Genomic DNA, 15,146 nt, shown 5'->3' with positions numbered 1-15,146 from the left:
TGCCGGCTTGACCGCCGTCAAGGATGGGAGGACAAACAGCCGCTAGGATAACCGCACAATCGTTGATCGATTGCGTCCCCGCTGGACGAGTACCTTCCCGTTTTTCTGCCCCTTTCAAGCCCATCGGCTCTCCGCCGGTGGGCTTTTTTCCGCTCAAGGGCGGCCGCGGACGAGAAGGCGGCCGAAGGCGGCCAGGAACAGGATCGCCGCCGCGCTCCAGGCGCCGGCCGCGGCCAGCAGCCACAGTGGGCCATCCTCTCCCGCCACCGCGGCAACCGCGCGCAAGGCAACGGCGAGCGCGGTGAGCACGTAGCAGCCCGTCACCACCACCGACCGCCCGAAGGCGTTGCCGGCGTGCTTGCGGATCATGCTCGACATCACCGCGAAGCCCATCAGCCCGAGCGCCCCGACCGTCCAGAGATGAATCGTCATGCCGGGCGACGCCGCCACGGAGGCGAAGCCGAGTGGGATACAGGCATAAGCCGCGTGCACGGCGAGGACCGATGGCCGGTCGAGCGTCCGCCAGCCCCGCCATTGGACCATCCGGGCCGTCTGCGTCAGCGCGGCGAGAAGGCTTGCAGCGGCCGTCGTTCCAGAACTTGGTTCGGCCAGCCAGACGGCCAGCGCGCAGGCCGCGGACAAGGCGGCGGCACGCTCAAACCAAGGGCGCTCGGTGAACAGCGCCGCCTTGCTGGGCAGGCCCAGATGGGTGGCGGTCAGGCTCGGCGCGATGCGGCCGCCCAGCACCATGACCAGCCCGAGCGACAGCGCCAAGGCGGACGGGACGGCGTCGCACAGCGCGGCCCCGGCCAGCGCTCCGGCCAGGGCCGCGACAACGGCGTTGCGCCCGTCCCGCGCGGCGGCGACCTGCAGGGTCACGAGAAGGGCCAGCGCGGCAAGGAACGGCGCGTGCGCGCTGGCCACCCAGGGCGACAGCGCCCGTCCCGCCAGCCAGAGAGGCACCAAAAGCGGCCAGAGGCGCACGCCGACCAGCGGCCGCCCGGTCCAGCGCGGCAGGGCGGTGCGCAGGAATCCCGCCATCATCGCCGGCAATGTGCCGAACAGCAGCGCCCGCCCGTGCCACCCCGTCGGGTCGGCGATCACGCCGGACACGTCCCACCCCAGCAGGACCGGCACCCACAGCCCCACCGCGAGCTGCGCGTCCAGGGCGGTCAGCAGAAAAAAGGGACGGAACGGCACCGTCAGGCCCCGCTCCGCCTTGGCTGAATCATGAGGTGTGATGACCGTTGGGATGGCCGACGTTGCAATGCCGTCGCAGTTGCTCGACCGACCGCACCCGGACGGTGTTGCCGGTGACGTGGAGCTGGTGTGGGGAGAGCTTGGTGAAGGTGCGGGACAGCTGTTCCGGCGTCATGCCGAGGCGGCTGGCCAGCACACGCTTGCTGACCGGCAGTTCGAACGTCGCGCCATCCTCCGCCTCGTCCTGAGGCGACGGATCGACCTGCGACAGGATGAAGGCGGCGAGCCGCTGGGTCGTCGTGCGCAGCTTCAGATTCTTGACCTCGCGCACCAGCCCGCGGCACTGCCCGACCAGCGTGCTCATCACCCGCAGAGCCAGCGCGTGGTCGCGGGCGACCTGCACGCGCAGGACGGGAGCGGCCAGCATGAGAATCCGCGACGATTCCAGCGTCCGCGCCGACATCAGGTATGGCGCGTCGGCCAGCACCGCCGCCGGCACGAAGCAATCGCCGGGGCGCACGATGTCGATCACCGTCTCCTGCCCTGCCTCGTCGCAGCCGGCCAGCATCGCCGTGCCCTCCACGAGGATGTGCAGGAAGTCGGGAATCTCGCCCTCCGCGAACAGCCGTGTCTCGCGGGGGAACCACTGGAGAAGCGCCCCGTAGGTCAACGCCTCCAAGGTCTCGTTGGCGACCCCCTCGAACAGCGGGAGGTCGCGCATCAGCGTCAGGGCGCCCTGTTTCATCGTCCCGGCTCTGGTGTCATGGTCAGGCTTCGGAGGCGGGCTTGCGCGACGCCCCAACGTGAACCGGGGTGACCAGAACCGGGGCAGCGTCGGACTCGTCGTCCTTCAGGCCGGCCTTGAAAGACTTCACGCCCTTGGCGAGGTCGCCCATGACCTTGGGCAGCTTGCCCGCCCCGAACAGCAGCAGGACGAGCAGCAGGACGATGGCCCAGTGCATCAGGCTGAAACTTCCCATGACGATGGTCTCCTGGGTGAAGGACGGTCAGGCGCGCAGCGCGAGGACGCTGCCGTCGCGGCGGGTGAGGCGGGCGGCGGTGCCCGGAAAACGGTCGAGGAGGACGGCGGCCCGCGCTTCCGGTGCGACCGACAGGGCGGTGGACAGGGCGTCGGCGGTGGTGGCGTCAGGGGCGAGCACTGTGACCGCCAGCCACTCCCGCGCGCAGCCGCCCGTCGCCGGGTCGAACAGGTGGGTGAAGCGCCCGGCGGGATCGAAAGGCGTGCCGTAGCCGCCCGACGTCGCCACCGCCCGGTCCGCGATCTCCAGCGTGTCGGCGTTGCGGCCTTCCGCGAGCGGATCGGCGAGGCCGACCGACCAGGGACGGCCCGAGGGGTGATGGCCGAGCGCGCGGATCTCCCCCAGATCGACCAGCACGTCGGTCATGCCCTCCGCCCGCAGGCGCTCGGACACGCGGTCGGTGACGTAGCCCTGGGCGATGCCGTTCAGCGTCACCGCCATGCCGCGCGCGGCAAAGGCGACGCGGCCCGGTTCGACGCGGAGCTTGCGGTGATCGACCAAGTTCCTGGCCGCGCGAAGGACGGCCTCCGGCGGGCCGGCGGGATCGGCGCCGGGGCGGGCGAAATGGCCGGCGTAGAGCTGCCACAGCGGCTGCACGGTCGGGTCGAAGGCACCATCGGTGCGGCGGCTGAAGGCCGCGGCTTCGGACAGCAGCCGGACGAGATCGGCGGGGGGTGCGTCCAGCACACCGTCGCGGTTCAGGCGGGCCAGCGCCGAATCCGCCCGGTAGAGGCTGAAGACCCGCTCCAGCCGCGCGACCTCCTCCAGGCACAGGGCGATCAGGCGATCGGCCTCGGCGGGGTCCGGGTGCGCCAGCTGGAGGACGGAATCCGCCCCCAGAGCGACGCCGCGCCACGTCCGCACCGGCACGCCCGCCGCCCGGAGGCCGCCCGGCAGCAGCGCCAGCCCGGCGGCCACCGCGGCGATGCCGAGAAAGCGGCGGCGGGTGGTCATGGCGTGCCTCCATGCCCGGCGCCGTGACCGCCGCCATGATTGCCGCCCTGCTCCGCAGGCTCGTCGGCGGCGGTCTGTTCGGAGGGAAGCGTGGGGTGGAGGATCTCGTCCTCGGTCACCTCGGCGAAGCGCTTGATCGTGCCGCCGTTGTCGGCGGCGAAGCGGCGGGCGGCGGCCTCGTCGCCGAAGGGGAAAGGCTCGGCCTCGCCCATGCCGCCGCGCTCGCGGCTGCCCACCACGTACCAGGCCTTGCGCGCCTCGATCCAGACGGTCAGGTCGGGCTTGCGCGGGTCGGCGGCCTGGCCGACGTCGGTGACGTAGATGGCGCGGACGTCCTTCGCCTCCTCCGGCAGCATGGTGAAGGCGAAGGTGTCGCGGACGGAGGACAGCCAGATCGGACGGTCGCGCCCACCGACCAGGATCTGCCCCTTCGGGCCGGGATGGTCGGCGAGGTTCATGCCGCAGTAATGGCCGATCGCGTCGGCGGTGATGGCGACGGGTGGTGGTGGGGCGGTCTCCGCCTTCTGCTGCTGGCAGGCGGACAGCGGCAGCAGCAGGCAGGCGGCCAGCAGCGTGGCTCTCAGGGAGATGTTCATCAGATCTGCCTTCTGGAAAAGAGGACGGCGGCCAGCGCCAGCGGTGCGGCGACCCAGCCGGCCAGCACGGCCAGCAGGACGGAGGCCGACACCTGCACCTGCGCGGCCAGCCCGGCGGTGCCGGCGAACTGGCTGACGCTCTTGAAACCGGTCAGGTTGAAGAGGCGGAAGGCGTCCGCCGGGTTGGCGAGCAGCAGCCCGTTCAGCAGGCCGGCGTTCACCGTCTTGCCGCCGTCGGCCACCAGCAGCCCCAGCAGCGCCATGTCGTAGAGCAGGACCAGAACCAGCCAGATCGCCACGGCGATGCCCGCCGCCGTGCCGCGATCGCGGACCAGCGTGGAGGCGAGATAGCCCATGGCCGTGAAGGCCGCACCCAGCAGGACGCTCGACCCGATCATGGCGGCGAAGGCGCGCCAGCTCTCCGGCCCGATCTCGGTCCCGCTCATCGCCAGCGCCACCCCGGCGGCGCCATAGCCCAGCACGGTTGCGAAGGCGATGATCGCGGCGTGGCCGAGGAACTTGCCGATCAGCACCTGCCAGCGCGCCACCGGGTAGGACAGCAGCAGGGTCATGGTGCCGCGGTCGATCTCGCCCACCACCGCGTCGAAGGACAGCAGCAGCGCGATCAGCGGCAGCAGGAAGATGGTCAGGCTGGACAGGCTGACGATGGTCACCTCCACCCGGCCGACGCCGACCGTGCCGGTCGGGGCGGCCCCCAGGAAGCTCAGCGTCAGCGCCAGCGCCGCCATCAACAGCGTGGTGGCGACGACCCAGCGGTTGCGCAGGCCGTCGCGCACCTCCTTGGCGGCGATCGTCAGAAGCGTGTTCATTCCGCAGCCTCCCGGCGCAGGAAGTGGGCGTACATCTCGTCCAGGCTCGGCTGGACGACCTCGATGTCGGCGAGTTCCGGTCCTTCGCAGGCGATCTGGCGGAGCGTCGCCACCTTGTCGTCGTTGGCGCAGGCGGTCTCCACGACCTCTCCGGACGGCAGGGTCAGGCGGATGCGCACCGGCAGCTGGGCCAGCCCGCGCAAAGTGGCGAGCGAGCCGTCGGCGACCTTGCGCCCGCGGTTCATCACCACGACGCGGTCGGCCTGTCCCTCCAGCTCGGTCAGGGCGTGGCTGCACAGCAGGACGGTGGTGCCGGCGTCGCGCAGGTCCCGCACGATCTCGTAGAAGCTCTGGCGCAGCGCCGGGTCGAGGCCGGTCGTCGGTTCGTCGAGGAACAGCACCTTCGGCCCGCCGAGCAGCGCCTGGGCCAGCGCCAGCCGCTGCCGCATGCCCTTCGAATAGGTGCCGACGCGGCGCTTCACCGCGGCGGGCTCCAGCCCCACCCGCTCGAACAGCGCGTCGTTGCCGTCGCGCGGCACCCGCTTCAGCCGGGCGTAGAAGTCCAGCGTCTCGCGCCCGGTCATGCTGGGGTGGAAGGCGACGCTTTCCGGCAGGAAGCCGACCTGCCGGCGGATGTGGGAGGCGGAGGCGCTCGCCGGGTCGCCGCCCAGCACGCGGATTCCGCCGGCGGTCGGCGTGGTCAGCCCGAGCATCAGCTTGATCAGCGAGCTCTTGCCGGCGCCGTTGTGGCCGACCATGGCCACGCATTCTCCGGCGGCGAGGTCCAGATCCACCTCGCGCACGGCGAAGGCGTCGCCGTAGCGCTTGGAGACTCCCTCCACACGGATGGTCGGTGTGTCGGTCATTGGGCGTTCCTTTCCGCCGTTTGGCGCAGCGCCGGAGACGGCGGCGGGCTCATCAAAGGGGCGCTGTCGATCACGCCGCCGGGGTGCAGCGCCGGGAACTGCTTCTGCGCCCAGCGGATCACCTGCACGCCGGGGCTGTTCATCAGCAGCTTCGCCGCCGGATAGGCCCACATCACACGGTCCACGACGTCGTTGGGGCGGTAAGCCTCGTCGGCGACGCCGTCGCCGTTCAGGTCGAAGGCGGCGTTGTCGGACCAGTAGTTGCCGCGTCCCTTCTCCGACCAGTCGAGGTGGCGCGTCCCGACATACTTGACCTGGGTGCGGTTGCCGATGAAGGCGTTGCCGGTCAGGGTGTTGCGCTCTGACCCCGCGGTGAAGTGCACGCCGATCTCGCAGCCCTCGAACCGGTTGCCGGTGAAGCGGTTCTTGTTGGCGTTGTAGATGAAGACGCATTTCCAGGTGCCGGTGCGCTGGCCCTCCACCGGGCCGTCGGTCGCCACCGGCATGTCCTTGTCGGCGGCCACCTCCACCGGCGCCGCCTGTTCGGGCGACAGGGGACCGTCGATCACGTTGCCTTCAATGAGCGCGCTGTTGGCGTAGTTCAGCAGCAGCCCATGCTCCCGGTCGCCCTGCGAGCGGTTGTTCCGGATCACGAGGTTGTTGGAATACATGATCGCGTAGCCGACATGGTTGCCGACCGAGACATTGTCCGACACCTCGGAATCGTTCGTGTACATGTAATGGACGGCGAAGCGCACCCGCTCGAACCGGTTGCGGGCGAACAGGTTCTTCTTCGACGTCGTGGTGAAGATGCCGTCGCGCCCGTCCTGGACGTGGTTGTCCACCACCTGCGTGCCCGGCGCGTTCCACAGCTGGATGCCGTTGCCGCGTTCGGACAGGCGCAGGTCCGTGCGACCGATGACGTCGTTGCGCTGGACCATCACATCGTGGGCGCCCCAGACATAGATGCCGATCAGGTTGTCGCGCAGCCGGTTGCCCTCGATCACGCCGCGGTGCGCCTCCTTGCCCAGGAAGATTCCGGTGTTCTGCTCGGACAGGCTGATGCCGGAATTGCGGACCTCGACATTCCGCACGGTCACGTCGGGGGCGAAGACCGTCACGGCGTTCCCCTCCCCTCCCCCGTCGATGACGGCGCCCGGCTCGCCGAGCAGCGTGACCGGCTTGCGGACCACGACGGGGCCGGGGTGCGTGCCGGAGGCGAGGACGAGCGTGTCGCCGGGCGCCGCCGCGGCGAGCGCACCGTCCAGCCCGCCCGGCGCCACCGTCACCGTGGCGGCGCAGGCTGTCCCGGCGGCGAAGGCGAGCGCCACGGCGAGGAGGGGGAGTGGAGAGTGGTGGGGCATCTACGAAATCCTGCAATCGAAGACCATTGCCCCCACCCCGGCCCTCCCCCGCTGGGCGGGGGAGGGAGTTCGTCCCCTCCCCTGCGAAGCGGGGGAGGGGTTGGGGTGGGGGCAAACGGCGCCTCAGGTCGCGCGCGGCTCGACGATCATGCGGCCGCCCATCTCCATGTGCAGGGCGTGGCAGAACCACTGGCAATAGTACCAGTGCACGCCCGGACGCTCGGCGATGAAGGTGACCGAGCTGGTCTGCTGCGGCCCGATCTCCATGGCGATGCCGTGGTTCGACAGGGTGAAGCCATGGGTCAGATCGTCCACATCGTCCATGTTGGAGATGTAGAGCGTCACCTCGTCGCCCTGCTTGACCGTGAACTCCTCAAGCCCATAGGCCGGAGCGCGCTGCCACATGTAGACACGGACCTTGTTGCCCTCGCGGATCACCTTGGCGTCGTCGTCCAGGTTGACGCCGTCCTTCTTGGCCTGCTGGCGGGCCTCCTCCCACATCGGGTCGTCGCGGGTGAAAACGCTCTTCGGGTTCAGCTTGGAGCGGTGGACGATCAGCGTGTCGTGCGGCTCGGCGTAGGTCGGGCCGTCGTGCACCAGCTTCATCTCGTCGCCCGAGATGTCGATGAGCTGGTCGTTCTCCGGCTTGCTCGGACCGACGTTGAGGAAGCGGTCCTTGGAAAACTTGTTCAGCACCATCAGCCACTTGCCGTCGGCGTCCTTGGTCTGGCCCATCGAGGAATGGGTGTGACCCGGCTGGTAGTGCACGTCCAGCTTCTGGATGATCGGATCGACCTTCTCGCCCTTGTAGGCGCGCTTGGCCTTGTCGATGTTCCACTTCACGATCTGGCTGTCGAGGAACAGCGTGGTGTAGCCGTTGCCGCGCCCGTCATAGGCGGTGTGCAGAGGCCCGAGGCCCAGCTGCGGCTCTGCCACGATGACGTCCCGCGGCTTGATCTTGTCCTCGAACAGGTCGTCGAGCAGGCGGACGTCCATCACCGACACCGTCGGCGACAGCTTGCCGTTGATGGTGACGTGGATGCCGTCCGGCGCCGCGTTGATGCCGTGCGGGCTGTTGGGGATCGGCACGTAGCGGGTGAAGGGCGAACCGTGGCGGCCGTCCACGACCGGGACGCCGTGCATCACCTCGACCTTGCCGGCCTTCACCGCCTCTTCGATGCGCTTGATGTTGAAGATGACGATCCAGTCCTGCTCGTTCGCCGTCATCTCTGCGGTGGTCACGCCGCTTTCGGAGTTGTAGCAGGTCGAGAAGGCGTATTTGCCCTGGTAGTCCGCCTCGGTGTTGTCGAGGTTGCCGTCCACCCGGACCTGCCACGACACCTTCATGCTGTCGCCGTCGATGGCGGAGAAGTGCGTCCGGTAGTTCTTCGGATCGACGTTCTTGCCGTCGTTCGGCATCGGCACGAGTTGCTCGGCGTTCGCGAAGACGTAGCCGGTGCGCGGGTACTTCTGCAGACGCAGGCCGTGGATCGCCGAGACGTTCGGAATGTCGATGATCTTGTCGACCTTCATGATGTCGCAGCGGATGCGGGCGACGCGGGTGTTCGCCTTGTCGTTCACAAAGATGTAGCGCCCGTCGTAGGTGCCATCGGTGAAGGACATGTGCGGGTGGTGCAGGTCGCCGTTCAGCCAGGTACCGCCGTGGTTGGCCAGATACTTCCGGTTCTCCTCGGTCAGACCCTCGGTCAGGATCTTCCGGCTCTCGTTGGTCAGGCCCCAGCCCGAGGCGCTGCAACGGTTGAACACCGGGATGCGGTGCAGCTCGCGCATGCTGGGCAGGCCGAGGATGCGCAGCTCGCCCGACTGGCCGCCGGAATGGAAGACGTAGTACTCGTCGAGATCGCCCGGCTTGACCTCGTACTTCTGGTTGCCCGCCCCGGCGGCCGCGGCCGGCCCGGCGCCGAACAGCGCGCCGCCCGCCGTGCCGCCGGCCACAGCGCCGGCGATTCCGGCCAGCGCCGCCGCCTTGGCGGTGCCCCCGAGAAGATCGCGGCGGTTCACGCCCGTCCGCTCAACCTTGATGTTCGACGCCTTATTTTCCGACATGGGTGAACTCCTTCGATGTCCCCTTACGGGGCTCTTGTTTCGACCTGGTGGGTCAAAGTCCTTCCGGCCGGGCGGACAGGTGCCCGGTGGCGGGATCGGTGGTCAGCACGGCGGCGCGGGGTTTGGCTTCCGCAGCGGTGCTGGTGGATTGGGTGGCGTCGCGGCGCTCCCGCTTCAGGCGCTTCTGGATCATGACCGGGCATTTGCGGTCGTGGTGGTAGAGCACCTGGCAGTGGAGGCACTGGATGCATTCGTTGGGGTTGATCGAGCCGTCGGGGTGGATCGCCTGGACCGGGCATTCGTTGGCGCAGCGCCGGCACGGGTTGCCGCATTCCTTGTAGCGGCGCAGCCAGTCGAACATCCGCATCCGGGAATGGCGAGCGCCGCGCCCAGCGGGCACAGGTAGCGGCAGAAGAAGCGCTCGATGAACAAGCCGGCGGCGATCAGGGCCACGGCGAACAGGACGAACCACCAGTCGCGGACGAAATGCAGGATGATCGCGGTCTTGAAGGGCTCAACCTCCGCCGCCTTCTCCGCCGTCGCCAGCGAGGTCAGCGACAGGCCGAACAGCAGCAGGAAGATCATGTACTTGATCGGCCACAGCCGCTGGTGCAGCCCGAAGGGAACGGTGATCTGACGGACACCCAGCTTCTTGGCGGCCTTGGAGGCCAGTTCCTGCAGCGCGCCGAACGGGCACAGCCAGCCGCAGAAGGCGCCCCGGCCCCAGAACAGCAGCGACGCGGCGACCGAGAACCACAGGATGAACACCAGCGGGTCCATCAGGAAATAGTCCCAGCGGAAGTCGGTGCGCAGCGCGTTGGCGAAGGTCAGCACGTTGACCACCGACAGCTGCGCCGTTGCGTACCAGCCGAGCCAGACCAGCGTGAAGACGAGGAACCCGGTGCGCACCCGCTCGTAGAGGGCCGGGCGCTTCACAAGCTGGTCCTGGAAGAAGAAGATTCCGGTCAGCAGCAGGATCGCGCTCGCCAGCACGGCGACGTCGAACAGGCGGTTCTCCCAGATGCGCTGCCACAGCGGGATCTCGTCGGCCGCGTCCTGTTCCGCCAAGGCGGCGGCCATCGGAGCCACGGCGGCCGGCATCACGGAGGCCGGTGCCGCGGCAGCGGCAGGAGCGGCCACCGGCTTGACCTTCAGGAACTTCTCCGGCGGCTGATAGCCGAGGTCGAAGGTGACGAAGGCCTTGTCGAGCGCCGCGGTCGCGCGCTGGACCAGCAGCTGCAGGCGCCACGGATCGGCGGGGTTGAAGCCGACCTCTTCGGGGATGACGAACAGGCCGATCTCGGGGAAATTCGGCGCGCCCGCCGCAGCCAGGGAGCCCAGGCGCTTGTGCAGGCGGTCGCGGAAGCGGATGGCGCCCTCGTGCTGAACCAGCTCGAAACGGTCGAAGATGCCGCCGCGCACATAGCCCGAGCCCTTGAAGGAATAGCGCCCCTGCCCCGCCACGACGATGGCGTGCTGGCCCGGCTTCAGCCGCTGCACCAGCGCCTCGTACTCCGCGTCGCCCAGCAGGGAGCGGCCGACGGCGGGAATGGTGGCGAGCGCGGCGTAGAGGTCGATGAAGCTGTCGTTCGGATCGCCGGCCTCGGGACGGGCGGCGGCCTCGGCCTTGCCGGTGCGCTCGAAGGCGGCGTTGACCTCGCCCACCGTCAGCGTCAGGCGGCGCACGGAACCGTCGCCGACCAGCGTGGCCCAGTCCTCGACTCCGGTCTTGGACAGGTCGAGGCTGCGGGTCACGGTCGGCGCGGCCTCCGCTGCTCCCGGCGCGCCCAGCGCCTGCAATACCTTCTTGCCGGAACGGATGATCGAATCGCCGATCACCATCACCGTCACGGTGGCGCCGGACACGATGTCCACCGGCGGGCTGGACGCGCTCTGCGAGGCCAGGGTCAGCACGTTCTTGCCGACATAGCCGTCAATGAAGGCGTTGACCTTGGCCGGCGGGATGCCGATCAGGACGATGGGCTCGTGATGGTCGACCAGCTTCGCCCCGGTCACCGTGCCGTCCGGCGCCAGCCCGACCATCACATGGATCGGACGGCCCGAATAGCCGGTCGTGTTCACGAAGTCGGAGGTCAGGAAGGCGTGGCCGACCAGCGCGTCGCCCTTGTAGACGGGAACCATCGGCGCGTTCGGCAAGGGAGCGCCGAAGCGGTCCGCCCCGGCGGCGACATCGCCCGGCTGCACCATGCCGAGATACCGCGCCAGCAGCGCCTCGGCGGCGTCCGCCGTGCCGAACCCGGCCAGCAGGATCAGCAGCCCCACCACCAACGCGCGTGTTCCCCGCAAGAAGTCCGCAACCATCGCCCTTGCCTTGAAGTCTTGATCTTGATCAAGAGGCCGCATGCCCCGTTGACGCGCCCATGAGACCGCAGGTTCGGGCCGCTGTTCTTGACCATCGTCAAGTCGCGGAAAAATGAAGCCGGGTTATCCTCCTCCCCAGGGTCCGTACGATTGCTGATCGGGCGGGAATATCGATTGCATTTTAGGCGAAATTCACTCGCGACCGGGGGTTTCCATGCCGTTGCTGCGCCACGAACCACAGGGTGGGGTCCGCTCGCTGGACGATCTTCTGGGCATCGCCCTGGCGCTGGAACAGGAGGCGGTGCGCCGCTACACCCAGTTGGCGGCCCTGATGGACCGCCGCGGCGAGACCGACACCGCCACCACCTTCCGCGCCCTGATCGCGGAGGAGCAGGACCATGTGCAGGCGGTGGACAGCTGGGCGCACCGCCTCGGCCGCCCCACCCCCAACGCTCCGGCCTTCCTCTGGCGCCTGCCGCCGGAGCTTGCCGCCTCCTGGGAGGAGCTGACCGAGCGCACGCGGCTGACGCCCTATCAGGCGCTGTCGCTGGCGGTGGTCAACGAGCAGCGCGCCTTCGCCTTCTACAGCTACATCGCCGCCAGCGCCCCGGACGAGCCGATCCGCACCCACGCCGAGGCGCTGGCCCGCGAGGAACTCCGCCACGCCGCCCTGCTCCGCCGCGAGCGCCGCAAGGCCTTCCGCCGCGAACGGGGCCGGGAGGAGCACAAGCCGACCCGCGCGGACACACCGGCGGAACTGGAACGGCTGGCCGTCGCCCTGCTGTCCGCCACTGCCGCGGAGCACAGCGCGCTGGCGGTGCGCCTGCTCGCCCTGGGCAACGGTGACGGCGCCGCGCTGCTGAGCCAAATTGCCGAAGAGGAACGGGCGTTGATTCCGGCCGGCTCCGACGCGGCGGCGTCGCAGGCCGCCGTTCCCGACACCACGCCCGCCTGCCTGCGCGCGGCGGTCGCCGCCTCCGAACGGCTCGCCGAAGCCTTCGGCGACGTGGCGGCCCAGGCGTCCGACGAGCTGGTCCTGACCGAATCCCTGCGCCTTCAGGAGGCCGTGGTGGGCCACCTCGCGCTGCTGGCGGAGCGGATCGAGGCGAGGGGGTAAGAAACTACCCCACCACCTGCCGGTACAACGCCGGCAGGGCCTTGGTCAGGTGCGTGACCTGCGGGAAGATCGCGTAGCCGCCCCGGCCGAACAGATAAGGGAAATAGTCGCGCGCCTCGGCATCCACGGTGATGCCGAACAGGGCGATGCCCTGGCGGCGGGCCTCCTGGATCGCCACGCGGGTGTCTTCGATGCCGTAGCGCCCCTCGTAATGGTCCACGTCGTTGGGCTTGCCGTCCGACAGCAGGATCAGCAGGCGGTGCCGGTTGGGCCGCTCCGCCAGACGTGCGGCGGCGTGGCGCAGCGCCGCCCCCATGCGGGTGTAATGGCCCGGCTTCAACGCCTGCACACGACGCTGCACACGGGCGTTCAGGGGCTCGTCGAACTCCTTGACGGTCTGCACCCGCACCCAGTCGCGCTTCTTCGAGGTGAAGGCGAAGATGGCGTGCGGGTCGCCGCAGGCGTTCAGTCCGTTGGACAGCGCCAGCAGGGCTTCCTTCTCGACATCCAGCACGCGGTGCCCGTCCACCCAGCCGTCGGTGGACAGCGAGGTGTCGACCAGCACCGCCACCGCCAGATCGCGCGCCGCGTTGCGCGCCGCCTGATAGACGCGGTCGCTGCCCGCCCCGCCCGCGCGCTGGTCGGCGCAGCGGCGCACCAGGGCGGTGAGGTCGAGGTCGTCGCCATCCGGCTGGCCGGTGAAGATCATGCGCTTGGGGCGCAGGGCCTCGAACTGGCGGCGCACCTGCCGGATGCGGCGCAGCGCGGCCTCGTCGGGCGCCCAGTCCTCGCCGTCCTCCGGCGCCGGTTCGGCGACGACGCGGCAATGGGCGGGGTGGTAGGCGCGGCGGCGATGGTCCCATTCCGGGTAGGTCAGCACCGCCGTCAGGGGCGCCGCGTCCACGGCGGCCGGCGCCAGATCGAGATCGAGCTTCAGCCGGGTCGAGGGCTTGCGCTGATGCTGGGCGAGCGCGATCTCCTCCATGTCGTCGGCGGCCTGGCGGGCGGCGTCCTCGTCGTCGTCATCGACCGGGCGGGGGATGTTCAGCATCTCCGCCAAACCGAAGATCTTCTCGAAACGGTTCAGGATCAGCGGGTCCTCGCGCTGCACCTGATCGCTGTCGCGCCGCGTTGCCTTCCGGCGCTGGCCGTCGCTTTCGGCGGAAGGGGTTGCGGCTTCGTCCTCCGCCGCATCGGACGCAGCCGAGGCACCGGACGGCACAGGACCCGACACCTCACCCCACAGCGGCACCGGCAGGAAAGGCTTGTAGCCGGCGGAAGCGGTGAAGCGGTCCAGGGGAATCGTCCCGTCCAGCGCCGCGCCGCCGTCACCGGCGCCCAGCAGAGCCAGCACCGCCGCCTCCACCATCGCCTCGTCCTTCGGCAGGGAGCGCTTGGGCCGGACGGCGACCAGCTCCGCGCACAGCTCGCCATGCAGGCGGGTCAAACCCGGCCAGCGCGCAAGAACCCGCGCGGTGGTCGCGTGGGCCTGCCGCAGCGCCCGCAGATCGGCCCGCAGCGGGTCGGCCCGCAGCGGACCGGCGGCAGCCTCGCCATCGGCCTCGGCGTGCGCGAAATAAGCGGCGAGCCATTCGTAGAGCCGCTCGTTCAGCGCCGCGTCGGGGAACACGTCGAGCAGGGCGGGCAACTGCAACACATCGCCGTCCAGCGCCGGCCGCTCCAGCCGTTCGGTGCCGAGGCCGATGCGCTCCAGCACCGACAGCCGGTGGCCGGAGGACGCCCGCGCCGAGGCGGCCAGCCGCACGCCCCGGTCGCCACCCAGCCCGCGGAAGAACACCGCCAGCCGGGGCCGGATCGCCTCCAGCGTCACCGCGGCATCGGGATGGTGCGGCAGGCTCGACCGGCCGCCGACCAGGCGGTGCCAGTGGCGGCCGATGAACTCCTCGGGCTCAAGCAGCGACAGCATGTCCGTTTCCCTTACCCGAATTTCCCTTAGCCCAGGGCGATGTCGGCGACGCGCAGCAGCGCCTGCCGCACGTCGGCGTCATCGGTCAGCGGTTCGATCAGCGCGGTGCGGATGGCCCGTTCGGGCTTGACACCGGAACGGATCAGCGTCGCGCAATAGACGAGCAGGCGGGTGGATACACCCTCCTCAAGATCCTGGCCCTTGAGGGCGCGCAGCGCGCCGGCCAGACGGACCAGCGGGGCGACGCGCGCCTCCGGCAGGCCGCTCTCGCGGGCGACGATGGCGGCCTCGTCCTCCGGCGCCGGAAAGTCGAATTCGATGGCGAGGAAGCGCTGACGCGTGCTGGGCTTCAGGGTCTTCAGGACGTTCTGGTAACCGGGATTGTAGGAGACCACCAGCATGAAGTCGTCCGGTGCCTCCAGCAGTTCGCCCGTGCGGTCGAGCGGCAGCAGACGGCGGTCGTCGGTCAGCGGGTGGAGCACGACGGTCACGTCCTTGCGCGCCTCCACCACCTCGTCGAGGTAGCAGACGGCCCCCTCGCGCACGGCGTGGGTCAGCGGGCCGTCCGCCCACACCGTGTCGCCACCCTTCAGCAGGTAACGCCCGGTCAGGTCGGCGGCGGTCAGGTCGTCGTGGCAGGACACGGTGTAGAGGGGACGCCCCAGACGTGCTGCCATGTGCGAGACGAAGCGCGTCTTGCCGCAGCCCGTCGGCCCCTTCAGCAGCAGCGGCAGGCGGTGGCGGAAGGCGTGCTCGAACAGCTCGCACTCGTCGCCGACGGCCTTGTAGTAGGGGATGTCGAGGTCGTCCGCGACGGCCTTCAGGGCGCTGCGGGTCATGGGTGTCTCCTCGAAAACGGAAGG

Annotated in this window: 12 protein-coding genes and 1 pseudogene; 1 reads left to right on the top strand and 12 read right to left on the bottom strand. The window is 69.7% G+C overall.

Annotated elements, in window-relative coordinates; translation table 11 throughout:
* Positions 1 to 153: 153 nt before the first annotated feature.
* The 10 genes and pseudogenes from H1Q64_RS25770 to H1Q64_RS25725 form a co-directional block, all read right to left on the bottom strand.
* Entirely contained in the window at positions 154 to 1,200 is a 1,047-nt protein-coding gene (locus H1Q64_RS25770; protein ID WP_237906708.1) for an NnrS family protein, read from the bottom strand.
* Positions 1,201 to 1,228: 28 nt separating this feature from the next.
* On the bottom strand, positions 1,229 to 1,945 hold the full coding sequence (locus tag H1Q64_RS25765; protein ID WP_237906707.1) for a cyclic nucleotide-binding domain-containing protein: 717 nt from the start codon (positions 1,943 to 1,945) through the stop codon (positions 1,229 to 1,231).
* A gap of 22 nt (positions 1,946 to 1,967) precedes the next feature.
* Positions 1,968 to 2,180, bottom strand: a complete 213-nt coding sequence (locus H1Q64_RS25760) for a twin-arginine translocase TatA/TatE family subunit (RefSeq protein ID WP_094303944.1) — start codon at positions 2,178 to 2,180, stop codon at positions 1,968 to 1,970.
* 27 nt (positions 2,181 to 2,207) lie between these two features.
* Positions 2,208 to 3,194, bottom strand: coding sequence for an FAD:protein FMN transferase (locus H1Q64_RS25755; protein ID WP_237906706.1), 987 nt, complete (start codon positions 3,192 to 3,194; stop codon positions 2,208 to 2,210).
* The gene (locus tag H1Q64_RS25750; protein WP_237906705.1) at positions 3,191 to 3,790 is read right to left on the bottom strand and encodes a nitrous oxide reductase accessory protein NosL; all 600 of its coding nucleotides are present in this window, start codon (positions 3,788 to 3,790) and stop codon (positions 3,191 to 3,193) included. Before H1Q64_RS25750 ends, H1Q64_RS25755 begins: the two co-directional genes overlap by 4 nt.
* The gene (locus H1Q64_RS25745) at positions 3,790 to 4,620 is read right to left on the bottom strand and encodes an ABC transporter permease (protein WP_040137444.1); all 831 of its coding nucleotides are present in this window, start codon (positions 4,618 to 4,620) and stop codon (positions 3,790 to 3,792) included. Before H1Q64_RS25745 ends, H1Q64_RS25750 begins: the two co-directional genes overlap by 1 nt.
* Positions 4,617 to 5,486: an ABC transporter ATP-binding protein gene (locus tag H1Q64_RS25740; protein WP_145675650.1), complete on the bottom strand. Its 870-nt coding sequence runs from the start codon at positions 5,484 to 5,486 to the stop codon at positions 4,617 to 4,619. The genes H1Q64_RS25745 and H1Q64_RS25740 overlap by 4 nt, the downstream gene beginning before the upstream one ends.
* The gene (locus H1Q64_RS25735; RefSeq protein WP_237906704.1) at positions 5,483 to 6,850 is read right to left on the bottom strand and encodes a nitrous oxide reductase family maturation protein NosD; all 1,368 of its coding nucleotides are present in this window, start codon (positions 6,848 to 6,850) and stop codon (positions 5,483 to 5,485) included. Before H1Q64_RS25735 ends, H1Q64_RS25740 begins: the two co-directional genes overlap by 4 nt.
* Positions 6,851 to 6,973: 123 nt before the next feature.
* Complete coding sequence (gene nosZ, locus H1Q64_RS25730; protein WP_237906703.1) at positions 6,974 to 8,917, bottom strand: TAT-dependent nitrous-oxide reductase; 1,944 nt, start codon at positions 8,915 to 8,917, stop codon at positions 6,974 to 6,976.
* Between the two features lie 52 nt (positions 8,918 to 8,969).
* Positions 8,970 to 11,239, bottom strand: a pseudogene (locus tag H1Q64_RS25725) (4Fe-4S binding protein).
* Between the two features lie 214 nt (positions 11,240 to 11,453).
* On the opposite strand from H1Q64_RS25725, the gene H1Q64_RS25720 reads away from it, so the two are divergent.
* A complete protein-coding gene (locus H1Q64_RS25720; RefSeq protein ID WP_237906702.1) occupies positions 11,454 to 12,356 on the top strand; it encodes a ferritin-like domain-containing protein in 903 nt (300 codons plus the stop codon).
* A gap of 4 nt (positions 12,357 to 12,360) precedes the next feature.
* On the opposite strand, the gene H1Q64_RS25715 is transcribed toward H1Q64_RS25720, so the two are convergent.
* Positions 12,361 to 14,283 carry a nitric oxide reductase activation protein NorD gene (locus tag H1Q64_RS25715; protein ID WP_237906701.1) on the bottom strand — a complete coding sequence of 641 codons (1,923 nt, stop codon included), beginning with the start codon at positions 14,281 to 14,283 and terminating at the stop codon, positions 12,361 to 12,363.
* 26 nt (positions 14,284 to 14,309) lie between these two features.
* Positions 14,310 to 15,122, bottom strand: a complete 813-nt coding sequence (locus tag H1Q64_RS25710; protein ID WP_237906700.1) for a CbbQ/NirQ/NorQ/GpvN family protein — start codon at positions 15,120 to 15,122, stop codon at positions 14,310 to 14,312.
* Positions 15,123 to 15,146: the final 24 nt, after the last annotated feature.

Origin of the sequence: Azospirillum brasilense (assembly GCF_022023855.1) — a bacterium.
GTDB classification, from domain to species: Bacteria; Pseudomonadota; Alphaproteobacteria; order Azospirillales; family Azospirillaceae; genus Azospirillum; species Azospirillum brasilense_F.
The sequence above is the reverse complement of the archived record's forward strand: the minus strand, read 5'-3'. Positions and strand labels throughout refer to the sequence as shown.

Excerpts from the sequence above, each read along its gene's own strand:
- H1Q64_RS25765 (WP_237906707.1), bottom strand. The coding sequence starts at position 1,945 with ATGAAACAGGGCGCCCTGACGCTGATGCGCGACCTCCCGCTGTTCGAG.
- H1Q64_RS25760 (WP_094303944.1), bottom strand. The coding sequence starts at position 2,180 with ATGGGAAGTTTCAGCCTGATGCACTGGGCCATCGTCCTGCTGCTCGTC.
- H1Q64_RS25755 (WP_237906706.1), bottom strand. The coding sequence starts at position 3,194 with ATGACCACCCGCCGCCGCTTTCTCGGCATCGCCGCGGTGGCCGCCGGG.
- H1Q64_RS25750 (WP_237906705.1), bottom strand. The coding sequence starts at position 3,790 with ATGAACATCTCCCTGAGAGCCACGCTGCTGGCCGCCTGCCTGCTGCTG.
- H1Q64_RS25745 (WP_040137444.1), bottom strand. The coding sequence starts at position 4,620 with ATGAACACGCTTCTGACGATCGCCGCCAAGGAGGTGCGCGACGGCCTG.
- H1Q64_RS25740 (WP_145675650.1), bottom strand. The coding sequence starts at position 5,486 with ATGACCGACACACCGACCATCCGTGTGGAGGGAGTCTCCAAGCGCTAC.
- H1Q64_RS25735 (WP_237906704.1), bottom strand. The coding sequence starts at position 6,850 with ATGCCCCACCACTCTCCACTCCCCCTCCTCGCCGTGGCGCTCGCCTTC.
- nosZ (WP_237906703.1), bottom strand. The coding sequence starts at position 8,917 with ATGTCGGAAAATAAGGCGTCGAACATCAAGGTTGAGCGGACGGGCGTG.
- H1Q64_RS25720 (WP_237906702.1), top strand. The coding sequence starts at position 11,454 with ATGCCGTTGCTGCGCCACGAACCACAGGGTGGGGTCCGCTCGCTGGAC.
- H1Q64_RS25715 (WP_237906701.1), bottom strand. The coding sequence starts at position 14,283 with ATGCTGTCGCTGCTTGAGCCCGAGGAGTTCATCGGCCGCCACTGGCAC.
- H1Q64_RS25710 (WP_237906700.1), bottom strand. The coding sequence starts at position 15,122 with ATGACCCGCAGCGCCCTGAAGGCCGTCGCGGACGACCTCGACATCCCC.